This is a genomic window from Paraburkholderia sp. BCC1885 (assembly GCF_900996235.1).
GTDB lineage: Bacteria > Pseudomonadota > Gammaproteobacteria > Burkholderiales > Burkholderiaceae > Paraburkholderia.
This window is the reverse complement of record NZ_CAAJGM010000208.1, coordinates 584,146-608,790: the sequence shown is the minus strand read 5'-3', so window position 1 is coordinate 608,790 and position 24,645 is coordinate 584,146. Positions and strand designations below refer to the sequence as shown.

The 24,645-nt window shown below is 62.1% G+C and carries 25 protein-coding genes; 19 read left to right on the top strand and 6 right to left on the bottom strand.

Annotated features, from left to right (window positions below):
- Positions 1–135 precede the first annotated feature (135 nt).
- Together greA and FQ755_RS21300 are read left to right on the top strand one after the other, a co-directional pair.
- Entirely contained in the window at positions 136–612 is a 477-nt protein-coding gene (gene greA / locus FQ755_RS21305; RefSeq protein ID WP_074263878.1) for a transcription elongation factor GreA, read from the top strand.
- A 43-nt stretch (positions 613–655) separates the two neighbouring features.
- Positions 656–1,171 carry a DUF4149 domain-containing protein gene (locus FQ755_RS21300; protein ID WP_144156750.1) on the top strand — a complete coding sequence of 172 codons (516 nt, stop codon included), beginning with the start codon at positions 656–658 and terminating at the stop codon, positions 1,169–1,171.
- A gap of 71 nt (positions 1,172–1,242) precedes the next feature.
- Here the strand turns inward: FQ755_RS21300 and FQ755_RS21295 are convergent, their stop codons facing one another.
- A complete protein-coding gene (locus FQ755_RS21295) occupies positions 1,243–1,803 on the bottom strand; it encodes a YhbY family RNA-binding protein (protein WP_144156749.1) in 561 nt (186 codons plus the stop codon).
- 198 nt (positions 1,804–2,001) lie between these two features.
- On the opposite strand from FQ755_RS21295, the gene FQ755_RS21290 reads away from it, so the two are divergent.
- From FQ755_RS21290 to phoR, 11 genes are all read left to right on the top strand, one after another.
- Positions 2,002–2,664, top strand: a complete 663-nt coding sequence (locus FQ755_RS21290) for an RlmE family RNA methyltransferase (RefSeq protein ID WP_144157100.1) — start codon at positions 2,002–2,004, stop codon at positions 2,662–2,664.
- Positions 2,665–2,855: 191 nt separating this feature from the next.
- Complete coding sequence (gene ftsH / locus FQ755_RS21285) at positions 2,856–4,745, top strand: ATP-dependent zinc metalloprotease FtsH (protein ID WP_144156748.1); 1,890 nt, start codon at positions 2,856–2,858, stop codon at positions 4,743–4,745.
- Between the two features lie 92 nt (positions 4,746–4,837).
- Positions 4,838–5,746, top strand: a complete 909-nt coding sequence (folP, locus tag FQ755_RS21280) for a dihydropteroate synthase (RefSeq protein WP_144156747.1) — start codon at positions 4,838–4,840, stop codon at positions 5,744–5,746.
- 28 nt (positions 5,747–5,774) lie between these two features.
- Positions 5,775–7,133, top strand: coding sequence for a phosphoglucosamine mutase (gene glmM / locus FQ755_RS21275; RefSeq protein ID WP_144156746.1), 1,359 nt, complete (start codon positions 5,775–5,777; stop codon positions 7,131–7,133).
- Positions 7,134–7,514: 381 nt separating this feature from the next.
- Complete coding sequence (gene pstS, locus FQ755_RS21270; RefSeq protein ID WP_144156745.1) at positions 7,515–8,546, top strand: phosphate ABC transporter substrate-binding protein PstS; 1,032 nt, start codon at positions 7,515–7,517, stop codon at positions 8,544–8,546.
- Positions 8,547–8,657: 111 nt separating this feature from the next.
- Positions 8,658–9,644: a phosphate ABC transporter permease PstC gene (pstC, locus tag FQ755_RS21265; protein ID WP_144156744.1), complete on the top strand. Its 987-nt coding sequence runs from the start codon at positions 8,658–8,660 to the stop codon at positions 9,642–9,644.
- On the top strand, positions 9,641–10,537 hold the full coding sequence (gene pstA / locus FQ755_RS21260; protein ID WP_144156743.1) for a phosphate ABC transporter permease PstA: 897 nt from the start codon (positions 9,641–9,643) through the stop codon (positions 10,535–10,537). Before pstC ends, pstA begins: the two co-directional genes overlap by 4 nt.
- 15 nt (positions 10,538–10,552) lie before the next feature.
- Positions 10,553–11,401 carry a phosphate ABC transporter ATP-binding protein PstB gene (gene pstB / locus FQ755_RS21255; protein ID WP_144156742.1) on the top strand — a complete coding sequence of 283 codons (849 nt, stop codon included), beginning with the start codon at positions 10,553–10,555 and terminating at the stop codon, positions 11,399–11,401.
- Positions 11,402–11,430: 29 nt separating this feature from the next.
- On the top strand, positions 11,431–12,135 hold the full coding sequence (gene phoU, locus FQ755_RS21250; RefSeq protein ID WP_144156741.1) for a phosphate signaling complex protein PhoU: 705 nt from the start codon (positions 11,431–11,433) through the stop codon (positions 12,133–12,135).
- A 27-nt stretch (positions 12,136–12,162) separates the two neighbouring features.
- Positions 12,163–12,864 carry a phosphate regulon transcriptional regulator PhoB gene (gene phoB / locus FQ755_RS21245; protein ID WP_006051991.1) on the top strand — a complete coding sequence of 234 codons (702 nt, stop codon included), beginning with the start codon at positions 12,163–12,165 and terminating at the stop codon, positions 12,862–12,864.
- 145 nt (positions 12,865–13,009) lie between these two features.
- The gene (gene phoR / locus FQ755_RS21240; RefSeq protein WP_144156740.1) at positions 13,010–14,323 is read left to right on the top strand and encodes a phosphate regulon sensor histidine kinase PhoR; all 1,314 of its coding nucleotides are present in this window, start codon (positions 13,010–13,012) and stop codon (positions 14,321–14,323) included.
- Positions 14,324–14,440: 117 nt separating this feature from the next.
- Here phoR and ppk1 read toward each other — a convergent pair whose 3' ends face one another.
- A complete protein-coding gene (gene ppk1 / locus FQ755_RS21235) occupies positions 14,441–16,504 on the bottom strand; it encodes a polyphosphate kinase 1 (protein WP_144156739.1) in 2,064 nt (687 codons plus the stop codon).
- Positions 16,505–16,715: 211 nt separating this feature from the next.
- Between ppk1 and FQ755_RS21230 the strand changes: the two genes are divergently transcribed.
- Positions 16,716–18,296: a Ppx/GppA phosphatase family protein gene (locus FQ755_RS21230; RefSeq protein ID WP_260858742.1), complete on the top strand. Its 1,581-nt coding sequence runs from the start codon at positions 16,716–16,718 to the stop codon at positions 18,294–18,296.
- Positions 18,297–18,420: 124 nt separating this feature from the next.
- On the opposite strand, the gene FQ755_RS21225 is transcribed toward FQ755_RS21230, so the two are convergent.
- Positions 18,421–19,236, bottom strand: a complete 816-nt coding sequence (locus tag FQ755_RS21225) for a GNAT family N-acetyltransferase (protein ID WP_144156737.1) — start codon at positions 19,234–19,236, stop codon at positions 18,421–18,423.
- A gap of 134 nt (positions 19,237–19,370) precedes the next feature.
- Positions 19,371–19,829, bottom strand: a complete 459-nt coding sequence (sixA, locus tag FQ755_RS21220) for a phosphohistidine phosphatase SixA (protein ID WP_144156736.1) — start codon at positions 19,827–19,829, stop codon at positions 19,371–19,373.
- Between the two features lie 536 nt (positions 19,830–20,365).
- Here sixA and FQ755_RS21215 point away from each other — a divergent pair.
- Both FQ755_RS21215 and FQ755_RS37560 read left to right on the top strand, forming a co-directional pair.
- Positions 20,366–20,641, top strand: a complete 276-nt coding sequence (locus tag FQ755_RS21215) for a DUF4148 domain-containing protein (RefSeq protein WP_144156735.1) — start codon at positions 20,366–20,368, stop codon at positions 20,639–20,641.
- Between the two features lie 295 nt (positions 20,642–20,936).
- On the top strand, positions 20,937–21,095 hold the full coding sequence (locus FQ755_RS37560; protein WP_186308616.1) for a hypothetical protein: 159 nt from the start codon (positions 20,937–20,939) through the stop codon (positions 21,093–21,095).
- Positions 21,096–21,131: 36 nt separating this feature from the next.
- Here the strand turns inward: FQ755_RS37560 and FQ755_RS21210 are convergent, their stop codons facing one another.
- Positions 21,132–21,911, bottom strand: a complete 780-nt coding sequence (locus FQ755_RS21210) for an SDR family NAD(P)-dependent oxidoreductase (protein WP_144156734.1) — start codon at positions 21,909–21,911, stop codon at positions 21,132–21,134.
- A 160-nt stretch (positions 21,912–22,071) separates the two neighbouring features.
- Here FQ755_RS21210 and FQ755_RS21205 point away from each other — a divergent pair, with 160 nt between their 5' ends.
- From FQ755_RS21205 to FQ755_RS21195, 3 genes are all read left to right on the top strand, one after another.
- Positions 22,072–22,968 carry an AraC family transcriptional regulator gene (locus tag FQ755_RS21205; protein ID WP_144156733.1) on the top strand — a complete coding sequence of 299 codons (897 nt, stop codon included), beginning with the start codon at positions 22,072–22,074 and terminating at the stop codon, positions 22,966–22,968.
- Positions 22,969–23,155: 187 nt separating this feature from the next.
- Complete coding sequence (locus FQ755_RS21200) at positions 23,156–23,425, top strand: DUF4148 domain-containing protein (RefSeq protein ID WP_144156732.1); 270 nt, start codon at positions 23,156–23,158, stop codon at positions 23,423–23,425.
- A gap of 317 nt (positions 23,426–23,742) precedes the next feature.
- Entirely contained in the window at positions 23,743–24,234 is a 492-nt protein-coding gene (locus FQ755_RS21195; RefSeq protein ID WP_144156731.1) for a hypothetical protein, read from the top strand.
- Positions 24,235–24,325: 91 nt separating this feature from the next.
- Here the strand turns inward: FQ755_RS21195 and FQ755_RS37555 are convergent, their stop codons facing one another.
- Positions 24,326–24,496 carry a hypothetical protein gene (locus FQ755_RS37555; RefSeq protein ID WP_186308615.1) on the bottom strand — a complete coding sequence of 57 codons (171 nt, stop codon included), beginning with the start codon at positions 24,494–24,496 and terminating at the stop codon, positions 24,326–24,328.
- Positions 24,497–24,645 lie beyond the last annotated feature (149 nt).

Here is a 24,645-nt window from a genome sequence, read left to right as displayed (position 1 = left end):
AAGATGTAAGTGCCGCGGTTAAGCGGCGTCCCCCAAGGTACCGGCATGGGCTTTGCCCGGGCTCAGGCGCCAGCGGGGATGCACTTAACCGCGGTGATTTTTTTTACGGCCGTTTTTTTGCCACTAGAGCTGTTTATGAGCACTATTCCATTGACGACGCGTGGCGCAAAGAAGTTGCGCGACGAACTGCAGCACCTGAAATCGGTTGAACGTCCGGCGGTTGTCAACTCGATCGCCGAAGCGCGTGCCCAAGGCGATCTGTCGGAAAACGCCGAGTACGACGCTGCCAAAGAGAAGCAGGGCTTTATCGAGGGCCGCATTGCGGAAATCGAGTCGAAACTGGCCGGCGCGCAGATTATCGATCCCGCCGCGGTGGACGCGGACGGCCGCATCGTGTTCGGCGCTACCGTGGAGCTGGAAGACCTGAAATCGGGCGCTTCGGTGAAATATCAGATCGTCGGCGACGACGAAGCGGACCTCGAGCACGGCCTGATCTCCATCAGCTCGCCCATTGCACGGGCTCTGATCGGCAAGTCGGAAGGCGACGTGGCGTCGGTGCAGGCACCGGGCGGCGTGCGCGAGTACGAAATCATCGCGGTCAGCTACGTCTGAGGGCGCCCAGGTGTCTAATCCGGCGTCTACCCAGGTATCGTCAGTGCCCCATAGGGTGTTTCGGCTGCTGACCGTGGTGTGGGTCGGCAGTCTGCTCACCATCGGCTATGCGGTGGCGCCCGTGCTGTTTACGGCGCTCGACCGGATCTCGGCCGGCGCGGTGGCGGCACAACTGTTTCGCATCGAAGGCGTGCTGGGTGTGATCTGCGGCGTGCTGTTGCTGGTGCTCGCCAATGGGCTGATTCGGCGTGGTAATGACGCCTATCGCCGCCTGCGCTGGCTGATTGCCGCGATGCTGGTATGTGTGCTGCTCGGTTACTTCGCGCTGCAGCCGTTCATGAACGCCATTCGTGTGGCCGCGCTCGAAGCGGGAACGGACGTCGCTCATTCGCCGGATGCCACGCGCTTTGGCGTGCTGCACGGCGTGTCGAGTCTGTTTTATCTGATCGAGAGCCTGCTGGCGATCGCGCTGGTGTGGAAGCTGCCTACCGCCGCAGGCGCCGGCGTGGCCGGGCAGGAAGGTGCGCGAGGCGCGGCCGGCAAGGGTGTGGCGGGTTAAATAGGCCTCAACGAGCCACCGCCTGGCACGGCGTTGCGGGCAAGGCGCCCGCAGCCGTGTAACACCAGGAATTATTTCACCGACTGATGCGGACGCTTCGCGCTGGCCTGGCGTTTCTTGGCCCGCTTGACGTTGCCGCCCTGGGTCACGCGTTCGTTGCCGCGTACCACCACCTTTTTGGGCTTCGGCTTGCGCATGGGGATTTCCGACGGCTTGACCACCGTCACCACGCGCGGAGCGCGGCCTTTACCTGGTTTGGCATCTTCGGCCGCTGCCTGGCGGGCGCTCGGCAGTTCGCCGCGCTTGATGCCGGGCAGCTCACCGCGTTTGGCGCGAGTGGCGGCCGGCCTGGCTGTGCCTTCGGGCCTCCAGATCACCAGCAGCTTGCCGATATGCTGAATGGGCGCGGCGTTGAGCGTGTCGCAGATCTGTTCGTAGATCGCCAGACGTTCTTCGCGTTCGTCGCCGAATACGCGGATCTTGATGAGTTGATGCGCGCCCAGGTGGACCTTGATCTCGGCCAGCACGGCCTCGGTCAGCCCCTCGGCGCCGATGAGCACCACCGGTTTGAGCGCGTGTGCCTGGGAGCGCAACTCGGCGCGTTGATCGGAAGAGACTTTAAGGGCTGGCATGGAAAGTGGGAGACTCGACTAAAATGGCGGCGCCTGCAGTTCCGATTGCTTCGGTCGATCGAGCAGGGCGGCGCGTCAGAACAACACAGAATCGCGGCCGAGGTCTCCGGGTGATTGACCCGTGGAGCGCGGCCACGCGAATTAAACGCGTATTATCCGCTAAAAGCGCTGCATTACGCAGCAAGAGTTCAACGTTTAATGGCAAAAAACAAGTTCAACACGTCGTGGCTGCACGATCACATCAACGATCCCTATGTGAAATTGGCGCAGCGGGAGGGCTATCGCGCCCGCGCAGCCTACAAACTGAAGGAAATCGACGAACAGGACAAGCTGATCCGTCCCGGCCAGGTCATCGTCGATCTGGGCTCGACGCCCGGTAGCTGGAGCCAGTACGCCCGCAACAAGCTGGCGCAGGGTTCCAGACGGGACGACACGCGCGAAGGCGGGATCGACGGCACGATCATTGCGCTCGACATGCTGCCCATGGAGCCGATTGCCGACGTCACCTTTATTCAGGGCGACTTCCGCGAGGACACGGTTTTGCATCAGCTCGAAGAATTGGTGGGCGAGCGTCAGGTCGACCTTGTAATTTCGGATATGGCGCCCAACCTGTCGGGAGTGGCGCTGGCGGATGCCGCGCGAATCGAGCATGTATGCGATCTCGCGCTGGAATTTTCGCAGAATCACCTGAAGCCGGATGGCGCCCTTTTAGTCAAATGCTTTCACGGCAGCGGTTACAGTCAGATTGTCGAAAAGTTCAAGCAGCAGTTTAAGACGGTGGCAGCCCGCAAGCCCAAAGCCTCGCGGGACAAATCGTCCGAAACTTTTATTTTGGGTAAGCATCTGAAACGGCCCGCCTAGTTGGGTTGCCCGGCGGGCGTTCCTCGACCTTTTCAAGTCCTGGATCTGGCGGAAAGAGGCACTGGACGGCCTCCCAGGCTATTTCTGTGGTAGAGATTGGTTATGGCAGGGGTCTGCGGTCTGGATTAGAATGCTTTAGTGGTGCCGCAAGGCAAATGTAGGCGCCCGTCTATGAGTGAAGGAGTGGTGCTTTGAACAACAATATGTTTTCGAAGGCAGCAGTGTGGCTGGTTATCGCACTGGTGCTGTTTACGGTGTTCAAGCAGTTCGATAAGCCCCGTGTCCAGGAAGGCGTTTCCTATTCGCAGTTCATGGATGACGCAAAGAACGGCAAGGTCAAGAACGTCATCGTTCAGGGGCGTAACCTCACGGTCACTCCAGCAGACGGCCAGAAATACCAGATCGTGTCGCCCGGCGACATCTGGATGGTCGGCGACCTGATGAAGTATGGCGTTCAGGTGAGCGGCAAGGCCGATGACGAACCGAACGCGCTTGTATCCGCGCTGTATTACCTCGGACCCACAATCCTGATTATCGGATTCTGGTTCTACATGATGAGACAGATGCAGGGGGGCGGGAAAGGCGGTGCGTTCTCGTTCGGCAAATCCCGCGCACGTCTGATCGACGAGAACAACAACGCAATCAATTTCACCGACGTCGCCGGTTGCGACGAAGCCAAGGAAGAAGTCTCCGAACTGGTCGACTTCCTGCGTGATCCGCAGAAATTCCAGAAGCTCGGCGGGCGCATCCCGCGCGGCGTGCTGCTGGTCGGGCCGCCGGGAACCGGTAAGACGCTGCTCGCGCGCGCTATCGCGGGCGAAGCGAAAGTACCGTTCTTCAGCATTTCCGGTTCGGACTTCGTGGAAATGTTCGTTGGTGTCGGCGCGGCGCGGGTGCGCGACATGTTCGAGCAGGCCAAGAAGCATGCGCCGTGCATCGTGTTCATCGACGAAATCGACGCGGTCGGCCGTCACCGTGGCGCCGGCATGGGCGGCGGTAACGACGAGCGCGAACAGACGCTGAACCAGATGCTGGTCGAGATGGACGGCTTCGAAGCGAATTCCGGCGTGATCGTGATCGCTGCTACGAACCGTTCGGACGTGCTGGACAAGGCGCTGCTGCGTCCGGGCCGTTTTGACCGCCAAGTGTATGTCGGCCTGCCGGACATCCGCGGTCGCGAGCACATCATGAAAGTCCACCTGCGCAAGGTGCCGATCTCGAACGACGTCGACGCAGCCGTGATCGCACGCGGCACACCGGGTTTCTCGGGCGCCGATCTGGCGAATCTGGTGAACGAAGCGGCATTGTTCGCGGCACGCCGCGGCAAGCGCATCGTTGAAATGATCGATTTCGAAGATGCCAAGGACAAGATCTTCATGGGTCCGGAGCGCAAGTCGGCCGTGATCCGCGAGGAATCGAAGCGTGCCACGGCGTATCACGAGTCGGGCCACGCGGTGATCGCCAAGCTGTTGCCGAAGGCCGATCCGGTGCACAAGGTCACCATCATCCCGCGCGGTCGCGCACTGGGTGTGACGTGGCAGTTGCCGGAGCACGACAACGAAACGTATTCGAAGGACTATCTGCTGGATCGTCTGGCGATTCTGTTCGGTGGCCGGGTGGCGGAAGAGCTCTTCCTGAACCTGATCAGCACCGGCGCGTCGGACGACTTCAACAAGGCAACGGCCACGGCCCGCGCCATGGTGGCCCGCTTCGGCATGACCGACGCGCTCGGACCGATGGTCTACGTCGACGACGAAAACGACGCTACGCCGTTTGGCCGCGGCTTCACCCGCACCATCTCGGAAGCGACGCAGCAGAAGGTCGACGCGGAAATCCGCCGCGTGCTGGATGAGCAGTACAACCTCGCCAAGCGCCTGCTGGACGAGAACCGCGACAAGGTCGAGGCCATGACTGCGGCACTGATGGAGTGGGAAACGATCGACGCCGATCAGATCAACGACATCATGGCCGGTCGTCCGCCGCGCGCTCCGAAGAGCTCGCCGCCGCCGGCAACCGACGCTTCGTCGGGTGGCAGCGCGGGTAGCGAAGTAAAGCCGGGCAGCGCGACTGCTCCGGCCTGATCGAAGCCACGTCTCAAACGCGGGCCGGTGTGAAGTCACACCGGCCCGTTTTGCATTGGCTCCCTTTGCGTTGATCCCATTAGCTTGTCCGTATGGCCCGTAACGTGTCGAACGCCGCACCCACGCTTTTTCCTCTACCTGAGCCGCTGCAATGCGGACGCTTCACGCTGAGCTTCGAGCGCCCGCTGGTGATGGGCATTCTCAATGTCACGCCCGACTCCTTCTCCGACGGCGGCAAGTTCGCCATGCGCGGCGACGCGCTGCGTCAGGCCGAGCGGATGATGCTCGACGGCGCTGACCTGATCGACATCGGCGGCGAATCGACGCGTCCCGGCGCGCCGCCCGTGCCGCTCGACGAGGAACTGGAGCGGGTGATTCCGCTCATCGAACAGTTGCGCGGCGCCCAGGTGCCGCTGTCTATCGATACCTACAAGCCCGAAGTGATGCGCCACGCCGTCGCGGCCGGCGCGGATCTCGTCAACGACATCTGGGGCTTTCGCATGCCGGGCGCCATCGACGCCGTGCAAGACAGCCAGTGCGGCCTGTGCGTGATGCACATGCTCGGCGAACCGCAGACCATGCAGGTGGGCGAGCCGGCTTATCAGGACGTCGTGCGCGAAGTTCGGGAGTTCCTGGAAGAGCGGATAACGGCGCTAATCGAAGCCGGCGTTGCGAAAAATCGTATTAGCGTCGATCCGGGGTTCGGGTTCGGCAAGGCCGTGGTAGAACACAATTACGCATTACTGGCGCACCTGCCGGACACGGCGCCGCGCGGCGAACCTGCCGCCGCGCCGTTTCCGATTCTGGCGGGCATGTCGCGTAAATCGATGCTAGGCGCGGTGACCGGCCGTGCCGCGCCCGAGCGGCTGGCCGCGAGCGTCGCCGCCGCCGTATGCGCGGCCGAGCGGGGCGCCGCCATACTGCGCGTCCACGACGTCGCGCAAACCGTTGACGCATTAAAGGTTTGGGCAGCCATGCGTGACGCGATGCGTCACGGCTGACCCTTCGAAAAGAGAGGATAACTACACGATGGCACGACGTTTTTTTGGTACCGATGGCATTCGCGGCAAGGTCGGCGACGCGCCGATCACGCCCGATTTCGTTTTGCGGCTCGGTTATGCCGCAGGCAAGGTGTTGGCGGGCGGTGATCGCTGGGCCGGTAGCGGGCAACGCCCCACGGTTCTGATCGGCAAGGACACGCGCGTTTCGGGCTATATGCTCGAAGCCGCGCTCGAGTCGGGTTTTTCCGCCGCGGGCGTCGACGTCATGCTGGCCGGCCCGATGCCGACGCCGGGCATCGCCTATCTCACGCGCGCGCTGCGGCTGGCCGCGGGCGTCGTGATCAGCGCGTCGCACAATGCGTATTACGACAACGGTATCAAGTTCTTCTCGGCGCAAGGCGACAAGCTGCCCGATGAAGTCGAACTGAAAATCGAAGAGCAGCTCGACCAGCCGCTCAACTGCGCGGCATCCGAGCAACTTGGTAAGGCGCGCCGTCTCGACGACGCCGCCGGCCGCTATATCGAATTCTGCAAAAGCACCTTTCCGGCCGCCTTCGACCTGCGCGGTATGAAGCTGGTGGTGGATTGCGCGCACGGCGCGGCTTATGACATCGCGCCACACGTGTTCCATGAACTCGGCGCGGACGTGATCCCGATCGGCGTGGCGCCCAACGGCTTCAACATCAACGACGGCGTGGGCGCCACCGCCCCTGACGCGCTGGTGCGCGCGGTGCGGGCCAACCACGCGGATCTCGGCATCGCGCTCGACGGCGACGCCGACCGCCTGCAGGTCGTCGACGCCGCGGGCCGCCTCTACAACGGCGACGAACTGTTGTACGTGCTGGTCAAAGACCGCATCCAGACCGACGGCAAGGTAGAAGGGGCGGTGGGTACCCTGATGACCAATATGGCCGTCGAAGTGGCGTTGCAGCGCGCCGGCGTGAAGTTCGTGCGGGCCGCCGTCGGCGACCGCTACGTGCTCGAACAACTGCGCGAGAACGGCTGGCAGCTCGGCGCCGAAGGCTCGGGGCACATCCTCTCGCTCGACCGGCATTCCACCGGCGACGGCATTGTCTCCTCGCTGCTGGTGCTGGCGGCGATGAAGCGCAGCGGCAAGACGCTCGCGCAACTGCTCGAAGGCGTGACGCTGTTCCCGCAAAAGCTGATCAACGTGCGCATGCAGCCGGGCGCGGACTGGAAGGGCAGCGAGGCGATCCGCCGCGCGATCGGCACGGCCGAATCGGCCCTCGATGGCCATGGCCGGGTACTGATCCGCGCTTCCGGCACCGAGCCGGTGCTGCGTGTGATGGTCGAGGCTCAGCGCGTGGACGACGCGGTTCATCACGCCGAGACCATCGCCGCAGTGGTCAAACAGGCCACGGCCTGAGAGTCGAAATGTAATTTAAATGTAATGAGGTGCTGCGGCCAATTGCCGCGGCACTTCCGTCCCCTCAGATGCCCAACAGCCCCTAAAAAGACGCACCGCGCATTGCCGCCAAAATCTAGCGTACTTACGAAAACCTTCCATTTTCTCCGCAACACCTTCCAGACCCCCTTCATTAGCGTGCAAACGCTCGCGCTACCTGTTTTTCATCTAATCTGTATCTGGTCGCCCGGCGCTTCGTCACGCCAGCTTTCAATTGCCGTCAAAGCCTTTCACGACAGTAACCCTACTGTCACGCTTCATTCACGGTTCGTCACGTTACTGTCACAAAGAGACCCTATTCTTCGCGGTGTCGTGTAATCCGCTCACACCACTGGAGGTCTCATGAAATTGATGCAAACCGCGTTCGCTGGCATGGCTGGCGCGCTCTTCGCGATCGCAGCGCAAGCCGCCGACATTACCGGCGCGGGCAGCACCTTTGCAGCACCCATCTATACGAAGTGGGCTGACGCTTACCAGAAGTCGGGCGGCGGCAAGGTCAACTATCAAGGTATCGGTTCGTCGGGCGGCATCAAGCAGATCATCGCCAAGACGGTCGACTTCGCAGGGTCGGACGCTCCGCTAAAAGACGACGAACTGGCCAAGGACGGCCTGTTCCAGTTCCCGACGGTGGTCGGCGGCGTGGTGCCGGTGGTGAACCTGCCGGGCGTGACCCCGGGCCAGTTGACGCTGTCGGGCGAAGTGCTCGGCGACATCTACCTGGGCAAGATCAAGAAGTGGAATGATCCGGCAATCGCCGCGCTGAACCCGAAGGCAAAGCTGCCGGATACGGATATCGCCGTGGTCCGCCGTGCCGACGGTTCGGGCACCAGCTTCATCTGGACGAACTACCTGTCGAAGGTCAACGCGGACTGGAAGTCGAAGGTCGGTGAAGGCGCAACGGTCAGCTGGCCGACGGGCACGGGCGGCAAGGGCAACGACGGCGTCGCAGCCTTCGTGCAACGTCTGCCGGGCGCGATCGGTTACGTCGAATGGGCATACGCGAAGCAAAACAAGATGGTCTACGTCGACCTGAAGAACTCGGCCGGCAACGTGGTTGAGCCGAAGACGGAAACGTTCAAGGCCGCGGCTGCTGGCGCGGACTGGTCGAAGTCGTTCTACCAGATCCTGACGAACGAGCCGGGCAAGGACGCATGGCCGGTCGTCGGCGCAACGTTCGTGCTGCTGCACACGACGCAGGACAAGGCACCGCAAGGCGCCGAAACGCTGAAGTTCTTCGACTGGGCATTCAAGAACGGTACGCCGGCTGCTGACAGCCTCGACTACATCTCGCTGCCGGAATCGGTTGTGACGCAAATCAAGTCGCAATGGAAAGACAAGGTGAAGGACGCTTCGGGCAAGCCGGTCGCCGAATAAGCGTTAGCGCGTAGCAACAAGCCGCCCCGCCTCATGTGAGGCGGGGCGGCTCTAGTACTGGTTGCATGGCGTCGTGTCATGCAGCATATGGTCACAGGTGCATAGGTTCTTATGTCCGACATCCCCCTCGTGTCGAGCACGTCCGGCCGCACGGCGCAGCAGAAAGCGCCGAGTCGCGCCGGCGATGTTATTTTCGGTGGCCTCGCGCGCCTCGCCGCGATCATCACGTTGCTGCTGCTCGGCGGCATCATCCTTTCGCTGATCGTCGCCTCCTGGCCGTCGATGCGTCAATTCGGTCTGAGCTTCCTGTGGACCGCGGACTGGGATCCACCCAGCCAGAAGTTCGGCGCGCTGGTGCCTATCTACGGCACGATTGCGACGTCGATCATTGCTCTCGTCATTGCGGTGCCGGTCAGCTTCGGCATCGCGCTGTTCCTCACTGAACTGGCGCCCGCGTGGCTGCGCCGGCCGCTCGGTATCGCCATCGAGCTGCTGGCTGCGATCCCTTCGATCGTCTACGGTATGTGGGGCCTGCTGGTGTTCGCGCCGATCTTCGCGACCTGGTTCGAGAAGCCGCTCGGCACGGTGCTCGGCGGCATTCCCTTTATCGGCGCGTTCTTCCAGGGGCCGCCCATCGGTATCGGCATCCTGTGTGCGGGCGTGATCCTCGCCATCATGATCATTCCGTACATTGCCTCGGTGATGCGCGACGTGTTCGAAGTCACGCCGGTCCTGCTGAAAGAGTCGGCTTACGGCATCGGCTGCACGACCTGGGAAGTGATGTGGAAGATCGTCCTGCCCTTCACCAAGAGCGGCGTGATCGGCGGCGTCATGCTGGGCCTCGGCCGCGCGCTCGGCGAAACGATGGCGGTGACCTTCGTGATCGGCAACACCAACCTGCTCGATAACGTCTCGCTGTTTTCGCCGGGCAACAGTATTACCTCGGCGCTCGCCAACGAGTTCGCGGAAGCGGAACCGGGCCTGCACACCTCGGCGCTGATGGAACTGGGCCTGATCCTGTTTGTGATTACTTTCTTTGTGCTGGCGATCTCGAAGATCATGCTGCTTCGCCTCGAAAAAGGGGAGGGCGCGAAATGAGCCAGTCCACCCTGAATATTCCCGGTTCGGACGACGCCGAAGTTCTGGAGGCCATGCGGACCAAACTGCAGGGCCGCCGCCGCGTGAAGAATGCGATTGCGCTGACGCTCTCGCTCGCGGCCATGGCTTTCGGTCTGATCTGGCTGGTATGGATTCTGTTCACGACGCTGCGTCTCGGGATCGGCGGTTTGTCGATCGAACTGTTCACGCAGTCGACGCCGCCGCCGAACACCGATGGCGGCGGTCTCGCCAACGCCATCGTCGGCAGTCTGATGCTGATTTCGCTGGCGACGTTCGTCGGCACGCCGATCGGCATTCTGGCGGGCGTGTATCTCGCGGAATACGGCCAGAAGGGCTGGCTTGCCGCCGTCACACGCTTTATCAACGACATCCTGCTGTCGGCGCCGTCGATCGTGGTGGGCCTGTTCGTCTACGCGCTGTTCGTCTCGAAGCTGGGTCACTTCAGCGGCTGGGCCGGGGTGGTCGCGCTCGCGCTGCTGCAGATTCCGATCGTGATCCGCACTACCGAAAACATGCTGAAGCTGGTGCCGAACGCCCTGCGCGAAGCCGCTTTCGCACTCGGCACGCCGAAGTGGAAGATGGTGATGTCGATTACGTTGAAGGCGTCGGTGGCCGGCATCATCACGGGCGTGCTGCTCGGTGTCGCGCGGATTGCCGGTGAAACGGCGCCGCTGCTGTTCACCGCCATGTCGAACCAGTTCTTCTCGTTGAACATGAACCAGCCGGTCGCAAACCTGCCGGTCACGATCTATCAGTTTGCGATGAGCGCCTTCCCGCAGTGGCAATCGCTTGCCTGGGCCGGCGTGTTCCTGATCACGCTCGGGGTGCTGGGATTGAATATCCTCGCGCGTACGATCTTTTCGAAAAAGTAAGGGCGGAGTAATCCGATGAACATGGCAGAAACTCAACTCAATCCGATCGCGCGTCCCACCGCGCCCGCCGGTTTCGACCCCGCCCAGGGCGACAGTGCCCAAGCGTCGGCGCAGCCGAAGATCGAGGTCAACGACCTCAACTTCTTCTACGGCAAGTACCACGCGTTGAAGAACATCAACCTGCGCATTCCGGAAGGCAAGGTGACCGCGTTCATCGGCCCGTCGGGTTGCGGCAAGTCCACGTTGCTGCGCACCTTCAACAAGATGTACGCGCTCTATCCGGAGCAGCGCGCTGAAGGCGAGATCCTGATGGACGGCGAAAACCTGCTGACCTCCAAGCGCGATATTTCGCTGCTGCGCGCGCGGATCGGCATGGTGTTCCAGAAGCCGACGCCGTTTCCGATGTCGATTTACGACAACATCGCATTCGGCGTAAAGATGTTCGAAACGCTGCCGCGCTCGGAAATGGACGACCGCGTCGAATGGGCGCTGACCAAGGCGGCGCTCTGGAACGAAGTGAAGGACAAGCTCGGTCAGAGCGGCTACGGCCTCTCGGGCGGCCAGCAACAGCGTCTGTGCATTGCGCGCGGCATTGCGATCCGTCCGGAAGTGCTGCTGCTCGACGAACCGTGCTCGGCGCTCGACCCGATTTCGACGGGCCGTATCGAAGAACTGATCGCAGAACTGAAGAGCGACTACACCGTGGTGATCGTCACCCACAACATGCAACAGGCCGCACGGTGTTCGGACTACACTGCCTACATGTACCTCGGCGAGCTGATCGAGTTCGGTGATACCGAAAAGATCTTCATCAAGCCGGTCCGCAAGGAAACCGAGGATTACATTACCGGCCGCTTCGGTTAACTCCGGCGAGCACCATAAGGGAGCACGACATGTCCGACAAACACCTCTCAAGCCAGTTCGACGCCGACCTCAACCTGGTCTCGTCGAAGGTCCTCGAAATGGGCGGCCTGGTTGAATCGCAGATTGTCAACGCGATGCAGGCGCTCAACGAATTCGACCTGGATATGTGCGAGCAGGTTATCGCCGCCGAAGAGCGTCTGAACAAGATGGAAGTCGATATCGACGAAGAGTGCAGCAACATCATCGCGCGCCGCCAGCCGGCCGCGCGTGATCTGCGCCTGCTGATCGCGATTTCGAAGACCATCACGAATCTCGAACGCGCCGGCGACGAAGCGGAAAAAATCGCCAAGCGCACCAAGCGCCTGATGGAAGACGGCGCCTCGCGCACCATCAATATCGCCGAGATCAAACTCTCCGGCGAAATGGCGGTGTCGATCCTGCGCCGTGCGCTCGATGCGTTCGCGCGTCTCGATACGGTGGCGGCCGCGCAGATCGTGCGCGACGACAAGGCGATCGACGAAGAATTCCGCGCTTTCGTGCGCAAGCTGATTTCGTACATGACCGAAGATCCGCGCTCGATTTCAGTGGGCCTCGATTTCCTCTTCATCGCCAAGGCGATCGAGCGGATCGGCGACCACGCGAAGAACATCGCTGAATTCATCATCTACATCGTCAAGGGTACCGACGTGCGGCACAAGTCGCGCGACGCGCTCGAACGCGAAGCACTTAGTTAACCCCTGCATAAAGGTCAAGAGGTGCCGATGCCTAGCAGCATTCTCGTCATTGAAGATGAGCCCGCGATTTCAGAACTGATTTCGGTCAATCTTCAGCACGCGGGCCATTGCCCGATCCGCGCCTATAACGCGGAGCAGGCGCAGAACCTGATCAGCGATGTACTGCCCGACCTCGTCCTGCTCGACTGGATGCTGCCGGGCAAATCAGGCATCGCCTTCGCCCGCGATCTGCGCAACAACGAGCGGACCAAGCACATTCCCATCATCATGCTGACCGCACGTGGCGATGAGCAGGACAAGGTGCTCGGCCTCGAAATCGGCGCGGACGACTACGTCACCAAGCCGTTCTCTCCGAAAGAACTGATGGCGCGCATCAAGGCGGTGTTGCGCCGCCGCGCACCGCAGTTGACCGAGGACGTGGTGGCGATCAACGGTCTGAAGCTCGATCCGGCTACCCATCGGGTCGCGGCGCACGCGGAAGGTAGCGAGATCAAGCTCGATCTCGGGCCGACCGAGTTCCGTCTGCTGCACTTCTTCATGACCCATCCGGAGCGCGTGCATAGCCGCACGCAACTACTCGATCAGGTATGGGGCGACCACGTGTTCGTCGAAGAGCGCACGGTGGACGTTCATATCAAGCGTCTGCGCGCCGCGCTCAAGCCGGCGGGGTGCGATGCTATGATTGAAACGGTTCGGGGCAGCGGTTACCGGCTCGCCAAGAGCGCGTAACACGCTGTTGTATGCAGGCTGGGTAGTCCATCCACCCGGCTTGCTCTTAAGGCTGGATACGGTTAGCACCGTTGGCACTCCCGCGCTGCAAGCATCGATCGGCATCGATTGCGGCGCGTATCGTCTTCTCTTCGATCGCTAGAACATGAACATCATCTGGGCGCGTTCCATTGTGTCGGTCGTGCTGCTTGCTGTTCTGTGCGCGTTGCTTGGCGTGTTCGTCAGCGTCAAGACGGCACTGATCGTCGCGATCCTCGTGCTGCTCGCGCAGAGCGTCTTTAGCACCTTCCATAAGCAGCGTCTGTGGCGCCTGCTCGATGCGCCGGTCTACGGCGAAGTGCCGAGCGCGCCGGGTATCTGGGGCGAAATCTATTACCGGCTGCACAAGCTCGCGAAGCGCTGGCATGCCCAGGTGCGCCAGGTGGAACAGCAGCATTCGCGCTTTATTCAGGCCATCCAGGCGTCGCCGAACGGCGTGGCGATGCTCGACGACCACGACCAGATCGAGTGGTGCAACGCGATCTCCGAGGTGCATTTCGGACTCGATGCGAAGCGCGATCTGCGTCAGCACATCACGCACCTCGTGCGTCATCCCGACTTCGTGCGCTATCTGAATTCGCACCACTACGAGCAGATGCTGATCATGCGCGGGATGGGCGAGAAGCGCCAGAACGTGCTGTCGGTGCAGGTGTTTCCGTATGGAGAGAACCGCAAGCTGGTGCTGTCGCAGGACATCACCGAACTCGAACGCACCGACGCGATGCGGCGCGACTTCGTCGCCAACGTCTCGCATGAACTGAAAACGCCGCTCACCGTGTTGTCCGGTTTTCTGGAGACGATGCGCGAGTTGCCGCTGAGCGAAGCCGAGCGCGCCCGCTACCTCGAATTGATGGAGCAGCAGGCGGGGCGCATGCGGCATATCGTCAACGATTTGCTGGTGCTGGCCAAGCTGGAAGGCGACAACAAGCCGCCGAGCGACCAGATGATCGACATGCGTGCCGTGCTGCGGCATCTGCGCGACGACGCGGAGAATCTCTCCAAGGATCATCACGTGATCAGCTTCGACGCGGACGAAGGGCTCACCGTGACCGGCGTCGAAACGGAGATTCTCAGCGCGCTCGGCAACCTCGTCACCAACGCGATCCGCTACACACCGGACGGCGGCAAGATTCATGTGACATGGCAGGCGAGCGGCGGCAACGCGATTTTTTCCGTCACCGATAGCGGTCTCGGCATTCCCGCCGCGGATATTCCCAGGCTTACCGAACGATTTTATCGCGTGGACCGCAGCCGTTCGCGCGACACCGGCGGCACCGGTCTCGGTTTGGCGATCGTCAAGCACGTGCTGCAACGGCACGATGCGCAACTGGAAGTGAAGAGCGAAGAGGGGCGCGGCAGCACGTTCACCGTGCGCTTTCCGGTGTTCCGCACGGCGCGGCGGCAGCCGGCGCCGGCTTGACGGCTTAGACCCGCGTTACCGCTGGCCCAACAAAAAACCGCCTTTTTCAGGCGGTTTTTTTATTTCCAGCCTGGATACTGCAGGGCGGCCCGAGCGAATCGCGAGGGCCGCCCTGCATCAGGAACAGAACTTCCCGAGCAGGCTCATCTGCGCATTGCGCGACGATTTACCTGGCCGGCGGCGCCGATAATGACCGTCGCTGGCCATCAGCCACGCGGTCTGGTTATCGCCGAGGAAGGCTGACAGGCCTTCGGCGATCACGCGCCGTTTCAGGCGCCGATTGTTGATCGGGAACGCCACTTCGACGCGGCGGAAGAAGTTCCGATCCATCCAGTCGGCGCTGGACAGGTACACGTCTTCCTTGCCTTCGTTGTAGAAGTAGAAGATGCGGTGATGTTCGAGAAAGCGCCCGACGATCGAACGCACCGTGATGTTCTCCGACAATCCCGGCACGCCCGGCTGCAACGAACACACGCCGCGCACGATCAGATCGATCTTCACGCCCGCCATCGACGCTTCGTACAGCTCAGCAATCACAGTCGGTTCGAGCAGCGCATTCATCTTGGCGACGATGCGTGCCTTCTTGCCGGCGCGCGCGTGCTCCGCCTCGGCGCGAATCGCCTCGACGAGTTTCGGATGCAGCGTGAACGGCGACTGCCACAACTCGTGCAGCTTCAGTTCGCCGCCGATGCCGGTGAGTTGCTGGAACACATGGTGGACGTCTTCGCAGATTTTCTGGTCGGAGGTCATCAGGCCGAAGTCGGTATAAAGGCGTGCCGTGCGCGGGTGATAGTTGCCGGTGCCCAGATGCGCATAGCGCTTCAACACCATCTTGCCGTGTTCGGCGACGCGCCGCACGATCAGCATCATCTTCGCGTGGCACTTGTGGCCCACCACGCCGTACACGACGTGCGCGCCCACCGCTTCGAGCTGCGCCGCCCAGTTGATGTTGGTCTCTTCGTCGAAGCGCGCGAGCAGTTCCACCACGACAGTGACTTCCTTGCCGTTACGCGCGGCCTGCATCAGCGCGTCCATCAGCGGCGAATCGGTGCCGGTGCGGTAGATGGTCTGCTTGATCGCCATCACGTTCGGGTCTTTGGCGGCCTGCAGCAGCAGTTCGAGCACCGGCTGGAAGCTCTCGTAAGGATGATGCAGCAGCACGTCGCCCTGATCGACCACGTCGAACAGGCTGGCGCTATTGGCGATCTGCGGCGGAATCGACGGAATATGCGGGACGAATTTCAGGTCGGGCCGGTCCACCATCTCCGGTAACTGCATCAGCCGCACCAGATTGACGGGGCCGTTGACGAAGTAGCAATCCTTATCGGACAGGCTGCTTTCGTCGAGCAGGCGCCGCACCAGATGCGCGGGCGTATCCGCCGACACTTCGAGGCGCACCGCGTTGCCCAGATGCCGCGCCGGCAGTTCGCCTTGCAGCGCGACGCGCAGATTGGTGATTTCGTCTTCATCGACGAACAGTTCGCTGTTGCGTGTAATACGGAACTGGTTGCAGCTACGCACCACCAGATTTGGAAACAGCTCGCCGACGAAACGCTGCAAGAGCGAGCTCAGCAGCACGAAGCCATGCGGATAACCCGACAGTTCCTGCGGCATGCGCACGAGCCGCGGCAAGGCGCGCGGCGCCTGCACGATGCCCATCAGCGCCTGGCGGCCGAACGCGTCCTTGCCTTCCAGTTCGACGACGAAGTTCAGGCTCTTGTTGAGCACTCGCGGGAAGGGATGCGCGGGATCGAGGCCGATCGGCGTCAGGACGGGCAGCAGTTCGTCGAAGAAATAATTGCGCGCCCATTCGGTCTGCGCTTCGTTCCACGCTTCCGTGCCGTGAAAATAAATGCCTTCCTGTTCGAGCGCAGAGAGTACTGTGTCGTGCAGCATGCGGTACTGGCGATGCACGAGCTTCTGCGCACGCTCGACCACGAGGTCGTACACGTGCTGCAAGGACATGCCATCCGGCGACAACGCGCCCGGGTTGTCGCGCATCTGCTCCTGCAAACCGGCCATTCGGACTTCGAAGAATTCGTCGAGATTGCTGCTGGTGATGCAGATGAAACGCAGGCGTTCGAGCAGGGGCACGGCGGGGTCGGCGGCTTGCGCCAACACGCGCTCGTTAAATCCCAGGATGCCCAGTTCGCGATTCAACAGGGGGTAGCGGGTGGACATCGGCGGCGAGAATGGAAGGTCAGGTAGGGACGACGAAAGACGCTCGGAAATTCTCACAGTATGATGAAGCTCTTATGACAATTTACAAATTATAAACTTTCGAGTGGCGCGGCTTATGTCGTAAATATGACGTAATAATCGTGGGACCATATGGGTCCATAACGCAGGCATTCACCGCGAAGGTTACATCGTGAGGTCGGGTACGCTTAAAATGGGGGCTTTAAACGGCGGAGCCGGTAACAAACTGGCTGCGCTTGCGCGTATGGAGTCCGCTCAATCGATGGTCAACACTCCACAACTTCTCGCTGCGGTCGATCTCGGCTCGAATAGCTTTCGTCTGATCGTGGGACGGGTCGAAGAAACCGATGCCGGCAGCCAGATCTATCAGGTCGACGCGTTACGCGAGCCGGTGCGGCTCGCGGCGGGCCTGTCGAGCGACAAGATGCTCGACCGCGCCTCGCAGGTGCGCGGCTGGGACGCGCTCAAACGCTTCGGCGAACGGCTGCGCGATTTCCATCCCGATCACGTGCGCGCGGTGGCCACCAACACGCTGCGGATCGCCAAAAACGCCGGCGAGTTCCTCGGCGAGGCACAGGCTGCCTTGGGTTTTCCGATCGAAGTGATTGCCGGGCGCGAAGAGGCTCGTCTGATTTATGCAGGCGCCGCGCACTCGGTGCCGGCGAGTCCCGGCAAACGGCTCGTGGTCGATATTGGCGGCGGTTCCACGGAATTCATCATCGGCTCGCATTACACGCCGATCAAGATGGAGAGCCTGTATATCGGCTGCGTGAGCCATAGCCGGACTTTCTTCCCGGCGGGCAATGTCGACGAATACACCATGCGCCAGGCTGAACTCGCGGCCGGCCGCGAAATCCAGATTATTTCCAACGAGTACAAGAAGACCGGCTGGGAGCAGGCCATCGGTTCGTCCGGCACGGCGCGCGCGCTGGCGGAACTGGTCGAAGCGAACGGTTTCAACGACCCCGGCATCACGCACGGCATTTCGCGCGGCGGCCTTGAACGGCTGAAGCGCGCGCTGATCAAGGCCGAAAACGTCAATCGCCTGAAACTGGTGGCGCTCAAAGGCGATCGCATTCCGGTGCTGGCGGGCGGTCTGTCGATCATGCTCGCGGTGTTCGACGAACTGGGCGTCGATTATGTCGACACCACCGACGGCGCCTTGCGTCTGGGCGTGCTGTACGACCTGCTGGGCCGTTCGCAGCACGAAGACATGCGCACGGTCACGGTGGAAGGCTTCATGCGCCGCTATGGTGTGGATCGCGCGCAGGCCGGGCGCATCGGCGAACTGGCGGTGAGTTTCTACGACCAGTTTGCCGAGCCGGATTCGGAGCGGCGCGCCGAAAACCGCATGTTCCTGGGCTGGGCGGCGTCGCTCCATGAGATCGGTTTGTCGATCTCGCACAGCGCCTATCACAAGCATTCGGCGTATATCGCCAGCAACGCGGACATGCCCGGTTTCTCGCGCACCGATCAGGCGCGTCTGGCGGCGCTCGTGCTCGGTCATGCGGGCAAGCTCGGCAAGCTGTCGCAAACGCGTGAAGTGGAATGGCCGCTGCTGTTCTGTCTGCGTCTCGCGGCATTGCTGTGCCGGCGCCGTGCCGACGTGGGCCTGCCGGGCATCGCCGTCTCGCGTGCGAATAATGGCTATGAAGTGCGCCTGCCCAAGGAGTGGGTGGCGAACAATCCACTTACCGATTACAGCCTGATCCAGGAAGCGGCGGAATGGGAGAAGGTCGGCATCCCGTATCGCGTCGTTTATACGGACGACTGACGATCCGCCGTCTTCAGGCATATCGAAGGGGCGCAGCGAAAGGAAACAGCCCGGCGGAGCACACGCTCCGCCGGGCTGTTTTATTGGCAACTACCCCCGTAGTGCTTGATCGTTGTGCTTCGGCTTAAACCGGCAAGGCATCGCCCAGGAAGTGACGCGCATAACGTGCGTTGATTTCGGACAGGCGCAGCAGCGTCAGAAAATCGGCGGTGTTGAAATCAGGATCCCAAGCCGGTGCGCCGCAGATTTTCGCGCCGAGCCGCAGATAACCTTTGACGAGCGGCGGCGGTGCGACGTCCGCGCCGGTTTGCAGTTCTTCGACGGGCAGCGGCGTGTGCGGAAACGCGCGGTACTCCTGCGCCGTCAGCGCGTTGTCGCGCAGTGCGCAGTACAGATTCGCCGCATAGTGGCCGCCGTCGCCCATCGCCACGCTGGCGCAACCGAGCATGGTTTCGTAGCCGTTATGCAGCATGTACGCGCCGAGTCCGCCCCACAGCGACATGATCACCGCGCCGCTGCGATAGTCCGGATGCACGCACGAGCGGCCCACTTCGACCATTTTGGGGCGCAGGTGCGTAAGACGCGAGACGTCGAATTCGCTCTCCGCATAGAGACGCCCGATGCGTGCCGCCTGGTGCGGCGGCAGCGCGCGATAGGTGCCCACCACCTTCAGCGTGTCGAGGTCGCGCACCAGCAGGTGGTCGCAATAGTGATCGAAGGCGTCGACGTCGAGGCCCGCGGGACCGGTCAGGCGGGCGCCCATTTCGTCGGCGAAGACGCGATAGCGCAGATGCTGCGCTTCGCGAAGCTCTTCGTCGGTGCGCGCCCAGGCCACCTGCAGCCGATGTTGCGCGGTGACCGTTTCCTCGGCGCGCGGCAGCCGACGGCGCGTCTCGAGGGTCGAAGCGAGCGGCAGGGAAGACGTCGGCAGATCTTGCATGTGGGCGTCCTAGGCGGAAAAGGAGGATTTCGCTTTTTCGCCAATGTAGTAACGCCCGGTGACGCTCGCGTGGCAGCGTCGTGACCATTAGATGACGGTCCGTAAGGTGCCCGCGTAATTTGCGTTTCGTTGTTTTACAAAAGATCGGGACCGATGGCTGCGCGCAACACCACCTGTTCGTCGCCGTCCCGCTCACGGCTTGCGAGCCACCATACGCCGGCTTTTTTGAGCGGCCAGCTCGCGCTGCTTTGGGCGAGCAGTTGGGCGGCGACGTGTCCCAGAGTGGGCTGATGGCCGACGATCAGCACGGTCGGCGCGATGCCTTCCGGCCAGCCGGCGGCGTTGAGCACGTCGGCTGCGCTGCCGCCGGGCGCGAGTTCGCGCACCACGCGGTATTGATCGGTCAGGCTTTCGACGGTCTGGATGGTGCGCGCGGCGGGGCTGGCGAGGATCACGGCATCCTCGTCGAGGCGGGCGCGCAGCCACTTGGCCACGGCTTGCGCCTGCTTGCGGCCGCGCACAGTCAGCTGACGGGCGAGGTCGCTCGGGGCGTTTTCTTCGGCCTCGGCGTGGCGCCAGAGGATCAGGTTCATGGTGCGTCTCCCGGTCTTGTCCGCGTCGCCAAGGGCCGCGACGCGGTCTTTCTTGTATCACTGTCGCATGGGCGCGCGCGTGACAGCAAGGTGGGATGACGAGGAGGCAAGGCGGCGGGACGGTTGCGGCGTATGAAGCCAGGCGTATGAAGCCAGCCCGGATGAAGCGTCGCTCAGGAAAGGGTCAGATTTACCATGCAGCACATGACGAGCAGCAGCAGGGCATACGCGACGGCGATGTCGAACGGGTAGCGCATGGCGGAACTCGACGGAATTTTGCTAGCAGCCATCTTAGACGGGCATTTTTCAGATGAACGTGGCGTAGCCCACAGTTCGCAAAAAGAGATTTGGGGACAGCGACTTTCCGCGGGGTTACGGCGTATCCGCACCTTGGTCCCGCGATTATGACGATTTCGGCAACAGTGTTTTCGGCGTCTAGGTATTTACCCTAGGTCGATGAATCCGTAGACTGTGTCCATCTGCCGCAACCAGGGTGGTTGTTGGCAACGCAGAAACAGATACCAGAGGTCGTCATCATGAAGTCGTTTATCGAAGCCGCAGTTATTGCTGCACTGATCGCCGCGCCGCTAGCGGCGTTTGCGCAATCGAACCAGCCGTTGACCCGCGCTGAAGTGCGCGCCGACCTGGTTCGCGTCGAGCAGGCTGGCTACAACCCGCATGACTGGTACCACTATCCGGCCAACATCCAGGCGGCTGAAGCTCGCATCGCCGCCGAAAAGGGTGCCTCGGCCAGCTATGGTTCGGGCAGCAACGGCTCGTCGCAAGCGGGCCAGCGCGCAGTTTCGCAGTAAGCGTAGCCGGCCGCGACGGCGCGTGATTGCGCGCCGCGCTGTGAGGTGTGTTGTGCAGCGCGGTGTGCCGTTATGATGCGCCACCGCGGGGCCGGACGACTCGAGTAGCTGGAAGATTGTGAGGCGGGCGCTGTCCACAGCGCGCGCCAGTATCAGGCAGGTCGGCTCTCGCCAGAGAGGCTGGCCTGGTTTGCCAGGCAGCGCTTTTCGCAGGTGCGCCGTGCAGGTTGTTGTGGGTGTGGGCAGTAATTGGAACGCCGCTGCGGCTGGGCGCAGCACCTGACAAGAGGCCGTCATGGACGCAACTGTTTTGACCACCGCCGTAGGGTTTTCGGTTTTGCTGTTTGCGCTGATCTTCGCGGTAGGCCACTACCGGCGCGAGTCGGCGCGCCGGCGTGTGATCGGCGAGATGCAGCGCCGTCGTGGTTATGAATTCAGCCGCCCGAAACACTGAGCCGCATCACGCATCACGCCTGACTCCGCGCAGGCGCTAGATTACCATCCCTCCTGAGACTTCAATGCGCTGCGCGTTGACCCAGCGATTGTCCTCGCCCAGCAGCGACGCGATCATCGGGCCGATGTCGTCGGGTACGCCCGCACGGCCGAGCGCCGTCCATTCCGCCACCCGTTTGTTGACCTCCGGGTTGTCACGCACCATGCCGCCGCTGAAATCGGTGGCGACGGCGCCGGGCGCCACCGTGTTGACGGCGATCCGGCGCGGGCCGAGCTCCTTGGCGAGATAACGGGTCAGCACTTCGACCGCGCCCTTCATGGATGCATACGACGCGCTGCCCGGCACGGCAACCCGCGTGAGCCCCGACGAAATATTGACGATGCGGCCGCCGTCCTGAATGAGCGGCAACAGCTTCTGCGTCAGAAAAAACACTCCTTTGAAATGGACGTGGTAGAGACTGTCCAGTTCTTCCTCGGTGGTTTGCTCGATTGCCACGTGATGCGACGTGCCGGCGTTGTTGACGAGATAGTCGAAACGCTCGGCGCCCAGTTGCGTCAGCGCTTCGCGGACCTGCGCCACGAATGGATCGAACGCGCTTACCTTGCCCGTATCGAGCGGCAAGGCGACGGCCCGTTGCCCTTCTTGCGCCACAAGGCTGACGACCTCATCGGCTTCGGCCTGATTGGCGCGGTAGGTGAAGATGGAACTGACGCCCCGTTTCGCCAGATGGAGCACCGTGTTGCGCCCCAGGCCGCGACTGCCGCCGGTGACGATGGCGATCTTCCTGGTGGTATCTGCTGTTTGTCCTGCTGTCATTGCTGCACTCCGGATTCGATAGGGAACAGCCAGCTTATGCCGCCCGCTCGCGCCGCTGAATGCCCGAACTGCCTCCGTTCTTGCCTGATCCTGCCAGGCGGCTCATTTGCCGGCGCAAGCGGCGGTAACATGCACCCATGCCGATGCGAAGGGAGTTCTCATGTCAAATGCCTTGCTCGAAGCCGTCAAGCGCTATACCGACCAGCACGCCGGGCAGTCCAATCCCATCCTGACCGCCATCGACGGCATGGCGATTCTGCGCGCGGATCATGAGCGGCCGCCGTCTCATCTGATCATGCGGCCGGCGCTTTGTGTCGTGGTGCAGGGGGCCAAGTGGACCACCTTTGGCGATCGGCGCTACGACTACCGGGCGGGACAAGCGCTCGTGGTGAGCGTCGAGATGCCCGCGCTCAGCCGGGTGGCACACGCGAGTCCCGCCGAGCCGTTCCTCGGTCTCGTGATCGAGTTCGATCTGGCGGTCGCGCGCGACGTCATGGAGCGCCTCGACTCACCGCCCACACCCGAAGACCCGTTTGGACACGGCGTATTCGTCACCGACTTCGAAGGCCCGCTGAGCGACTGCGTGCTGCGCCTCGTGCGTCTGCTCGACACGCCGCAGGCCATTCCGATTGTCGCGCCGCTGATCATGCGGGAAATCTGCTATTGGCTATTGACCGGCCCCGACGGCAACGAAGTCGCGCGGATGGTGCTGGCCAACGGTCACGCGCAGCGCGTCGTGAATGCAATCCATGCCTTGCGGGATCAATTTACCGAAACCGTGCGTATCGAAGACCTGGCCGCCGTGGCGCAGATGAGCCCGTCGGCATTTCACCGGCAGTTCAAGGCGCTGACGTCGATGACGCCGCTTCAGTATCAAAAGCAGATGCGCCTGCTGCAGGCCCGCAATCTGATGGTGGCGGGCCAGGCGAACGCGGAGGCGGCGGCGTACCAGGTGGGTTATGAAAGTCCGTCGCAATTCAGCCGCGAATACACGCGCATGTTTGGCGCGCCGCCGCGGCGTGACATTGCTACGCTGAAAACGGCCGTGATGGCATAGGGCTGGCTGCGCCGCGCCGGGCGCGCTTATTCACGAGCAGGAGTTATTCTGATTGTGAGATTTATAGAAACAGTGATTTCAAAACTTAGGTATTTACCCTAGGTCGCCCGATCTCTAGACTGTCTTTACCGGCTGCAAACAAACCTGCTTGCGGCCTCGCTAAAAACAAGTTCTGGAGGTAGTTATCATGAAATCGCTTATTAAGGCTGTTGCACTCGCTGCTGTTATCGCTGCTCCGATTGTTTCGTTCGCCCAGTCGAATCAGCCCGTGACGCGCGCTCAAGTCCGTAACGAACTGATCCAGCTGGAAAAGGCAGGTTACAACCCGTCCAACTCGAACGACACCCAATATCCGGCCGACCTTCAGGCCGCTGAAGCTAAGGTGGCGGCTCAGAACGCCGCGACGAGCGGTGTCGGTGGCGCGGTGAGCGGTTCGTCGGCGGCAGGCGCGCGGTAATTCGTCGGCCGCGGCATTGACCGGTTTGGCGCCTGGTTAAGATTGATCATTGAGTATTAAGGCGGATTGTTGAGCGACGCTTTGGCCGCGGTTTTTCGCCACATGCGATTTCAATAACTTGCGCTGCGTGAAACTGGCCTGCTATCGCGCAGAAAACGTGCGGTAGCGGGGCAGTTGCTTTCTGGACTCGCGACGCCAAAGACACGAGGCGAACGGATTTCACATTACCGCGACGCGCGTCGATTTCATTCATGTAATCAGGGCGACGTCCGGTAGTCGTTACAATCAGTCGATCGAATTCCTACCGGAGTGACCGGATGGCCAGCCTTTCGACTATCGTCCGTCTGTCTTTCAGCGACGACTCGCTCATCGGACCGGGCGCCTCGGACGCTTTACGGCATCCCGTCGGATTTGCGCGCCCGCTCGTGGCGGCGCTGCCCATGTTGCTGGTGTCGCTGCATGGCGCGCCCGCATTGGCCGGGGATATCGCTCAGAACACGCCCGCCGCATCGATGGCGCTCGCGACCGGGCTGTATGCGGCTCCCGGGCAATCCGCGGCCGTATCGACCGTGCAGACGCCTTCGGTGACGACGTCGCCGCTGCCGGAGCAAGCGCCGCCGGCTAGCGTCTCTGTGCCGGCGCCTGCGGTGATCGCGGCGGCGCCGCTCGCCAGCCCGCCCGCAACGACGACGGGATGGACCAATTACGTGACGGTGATCGCCAGCCTGGTGGGCGCGCTGGCGGGAATCGCCGGCATGATCATGGGTGGGCTCGCGCTGCGCCGGGTAAGTCGACGGCGACGCTATTGAGCGGTTTATTCACACGCCATTTTCGACCCTTTACGTGCAAAAGCCCGCTCGAAGCGGGCTGCGATAAATCCGGCAAATCAATTCAAACGGTTTAATGCGGGGACGGCCGCTCGGCCATTTCGCGTTGCTCGATCACGGCGCGGCGAACCGCTTCCAGCAGATCCGGATGCGTTTCAGAAGCCGGGGTTTCAATCAGCTTGCGGGGAGGGAGTTTGGCGCGAGGTTTCAGCGTCACACCATAGAGTTTTTGCGGCGCAGTCATGCTCGACCTCCGGTGTTGGCTTTGGCATTGGGCGGTTAATGCTTGCCGCAGCTTGCCGAAAAATTCTAGGCCTTTTTACACCGATTGTCTCGTTTAATGGCGCGAAAAACCTTCGGATATGGAGACGGGTATCAGCCGGCGTTTGCCCG

Coding starts and splice junctions, on each gene's coding strand:
- greA (WP_074263878.1), top strand. CDS start 136: ATGAGCACTATTCCATTGACGACGCGTGGCGCAAAGAAGTTGCGCGAC.
- FQ755_RS21295 (WP_144156749.1), bottom strand. CDS start 1,803: ATGCCAGCCCTTAAAGTCTCTTCCGATCAACGCGCCGAGTTGCGCTCC.
- FQ755_RS21290 (WP_144157100.1), top strand. CDS start 2,002: ATGGCAAAAAACAAGTTCAACACGTCGTGGCTGCACGATCACATCAAC.
- folP (WP_144156747.1), top strand. CDS start 4,838: ATGGCCCGTAACGTGTCGAACGCCGCACCCACGCTTTTTCCTCTACCT.
- glmM (WP_144156746.1), top strand. CDS start 5,775: ATGGCACGACGTTTTTTTGGTACCGATGGCATTCGCGGCAAGGTCGGC.
- pstS (WP_144156745.1), top strand. CDS start 7,515: ATGAAATTGATGCAAACCGCGTTCGCTGGCATGGCTGGCGCGCTCTTC.
- pstC (WP_144156744.1), top strand. CDS start 8,658: ATGTCCGACATCCCCCTCGTGTCGAGCACGTCCGGCCGCACGGCGCAG.
- pstA (WP_144156743.1), top strand. CDS start 9,641: ATGAGCCAGTCCACCCTGAATATTCCCGGTTCGGACGACGCCGAAGTT.
- pstB (WP_144156742.1), top strand. CDS start 10,553: ATGAACATGGCAGAAACTCAACTCAATCCGATCGCGCGTCCCACCGCG.
- phoU (WP_144156741.1), top strand. CDS start 11,431: ATGTCCGACAAACACCTCTCAAGCCAGTTCGACGCCGACCTCAACCTG.
- phoB (WP_006051991.1), top strand. CDS start 12,163: ATGCCTAGCAGCATTCTCGTCATTGAAGATGAGCCCGCGATTTCAGAA.
- phoR (WP_144156740.1), top strand. CDS start 13,010: ATGAACATCATCTGGGCGCGTTCCATTGTGTCGGTCGTGCTGCTTGCT.
- ppk1 (WP_144156739.1), bottom strand. CDS start 16,504: ATGTCCACCCGCTACCCCCTGTTGAATCGCGAACTGGGCATCCTGGGA.
- FQ755_RS21230 (WP_260858742.1), top strand. CDS start 16,716: ATGGGGGCTTTAAACGGCGGAGCCGGTAACAAACTGGCTGCGCTTGCG.
- FQ755_RS21225 (WP_144156737.1), bottom strand. CDS start 19,236: ATGCAAGATCTGCCGACGTCTTCCCTGCCGCTCGCTTCGACCCTCGAG.
- sixA (WP_144156736.1), bottom strand. CDS start 19,829: ATGAACCTGATCCTCTGGCGCCACGCCGAGGCCGAAGAAAACGCCCCG.
- FQ755_RS21215 (WP_144156735.1), top strand. CDS start 20,366: ATGAAGTCGTTTATCGAAGCCGCAGTTATTGCTGCACTGATCGCCGCG.
- FQ755_RS37560 (WP_186308616.1), top strand. CDS start 20,937: ATGGACGCAACTGTTTTGACCACCGCCGTAGGGTTTTCGGTTTTGCTG.
- FQ755_RS21210 (WP_144156734.1), bottom strand. CDS start 21,911: ATGACAGCAGGACAAACAGCAGATACCACCAGGAAGATCGCCATCGTC.
- FQ755_RS21205 (WP_144156733.1), top strand. CDS start 22,072: ATGTCAAATGCCTTGCTCGAAGCCGTCAAGCGCTATACCGACCAGCAC.
- FQ755_RS21200 (WP_144156732.1), top strand. CDS start 23,156: ATGAAATCGCTTATTAAGGCTGTTGCACTCGCTGCTGTTATCGCTGCT.
- FQ755_RS21195 (WP_144156731.1), top strand. CDS start 23,743: ATGGCCAGCCTTTCGACTATCGTCCGTCTGTCTTTCAGCGACGACTCG.
- FQ755_RS37555 (WP_186308615.1), bottom strand. CDS start 24,496: ATGACTGCGCCGCAAAAACTCTATGGTGTGACGCTGAAACCTCGCGCC.